The 1331-nt window shown below is 44.8% G+C and carries 4 protein-coding genes; all 4 read right to left on the minus strand.

Translation table 11 applies throughout. The features are described from left to right. On the minus strand, positions 1–259 hold a 259-nt coding region (locus TG4357_RS20215; RefSeq protein ID WP_497986784.1), incomplete at its 3' end, for a hypothetical protein. Then, positions 256–495: a phage DNA packaging protein C gene (locus tag TG4357_RS20220; protein ID WP_016670801.1), complete on the minus strand. Its 240-nt coding sequence runs from the start codon at positions 493–495 to the stop codon at positions 256–258. The genes TG4357_RS20220 and TG4357_RS20215, both read right to left, overlap by 4 nt. After that, positions 428–580 carry a hypothetical protein gene (locus TG4357_RS20225; RefSeq protein ID WP_435988044.1) on the minus strand — a complete coding sequence of 51 codons (153 nt, stop codon included), beginning with the start codon at positions 578–580 and terminating at the stop codon, positions 428–430. Before TG4357_RS20225 ends, TG4357_RS20220 begins: the two co-directional genes overlap by 68 nt. After that, positions 513–1331 (minus strand): replication endonuclease (locus TG4357_RS20230; RefSeq protein WP_058262701.1); only part of this gene is annotated, 819 nt, incomplete at its 5' end. The genes TG4357_RS20225 and TG4357_RS20230, both read right to left, overlap by 68 nt.

Raw genomic sequence — 1331 nt, forward strand, 5'->3', positions numbered from 1 at the left:
GAACATAATAAGCAATGACGGCAGCAATAAACTCAACAGGAGCAGGAAAGCGAGGGTATCCTACAAAGTCCAGCGTACCATAAACGCAAGCCTCAACGCAGCGACGAGCACGAGAGCGGTCAGTAGCAATCCAAACTTTGTTACTCGTCAGAAAATCGAAATCATCTTCGGTTAAATCCAAAACGGCAGAAGCCTGAATGAGCTTAATAGAGGCCAAAGCGGTCTGGAAACGTACGGATTGTTCAGTAACTTGACTCATGATTTCTTACCTATTAGTGGTTGAACAGCATCGGACTCAGATAGTAATCCACGCTCTTTTAAAATGTCAACAAGAGAATCTCTACCATGAACAAAATGTGACTCATATCTAAACCAGTCCTTGACGAACGTGCCAAGCATATTAAGCCACTTCTCCTCATCCAACGCGTCAGTTTTTGACAGAATCGTTAGTTGATGGCGAAAGGTCGCAAAGTAAGAGCTTCTCGAGCTGCGCAAGGATAGGTCGAATTTTCTCATTTTCCGCCAGCAGTCCACTTCGATTTAATTCGTAAACAAGCAGTAGTAATTCCTGCTTTATCAAGATAATTTTTCGACTCATCAGAAATATCCGAAAGTGTTAACTTCTGCGTCATGGAAGCGATAAAACTCTGCAGGTTGGATACGCCAATCATTTTTATCGAAGCGCGCATAAATTTGAGCAGATTTGTCGTCACAGGTTGCGCCGCCAAAACGTCGGCTACAGTAACTTTTCCCAGCCTCAATCTCATCTCTCTTTTTGCGTTCTGCTTCAATATCTGGTTGAACGGCGTCGCGTCGTAACCCAGCTTGGTAAGTTGGATTAAGCACTCCGTGGACAGATTTGTCATTGTGAGCATTTTCATCCCGAAGTTGCGGCTCATTCTGATTCTGAACAGCTTCTTGGGAAGTAGCGACAGCTTGGTTTTTAGTGAGTTGTTCCATTCTTTAGCTCCTAGACCTTTAGCAGCAAGGTCCATATCTGACTTTTTGTTAACGTATTTAGCCACATAGAAACCAACAGCCATATAACTGGTAGCTTTAAGCGGCTCACCTTTAGCATCAACAGGCCACAACCAACCAGAACGTGAAAAAGCGTCCTGCGTGTAGCGAACTGCGATGGGCATACTGTAACCATAAGGCCACGTATTTTGCAAGCTATTTAACTGGCGGCGATTGCGTACCCGACGACCAAAATTAGGGTCAACGCTACCTGTAGGAAGTGTCCGCATAAAGTGCACCGCATGGAAATGAAGACGGCCATTAGCTGTACCATACTCAGGCACACAAAAATACTGATAGCAGTCGGCGTGTGA

It is taken from the genome of Thalassovita gelatinovora, assembly GCF_001458355.1.
Lineage (GTDB): Bacteria > Pseudomonadota > Alphaproteobacteria > Rhodobacterales > Rhodobacteraceae > Thalassobius > Thalassobius gelatinovorus.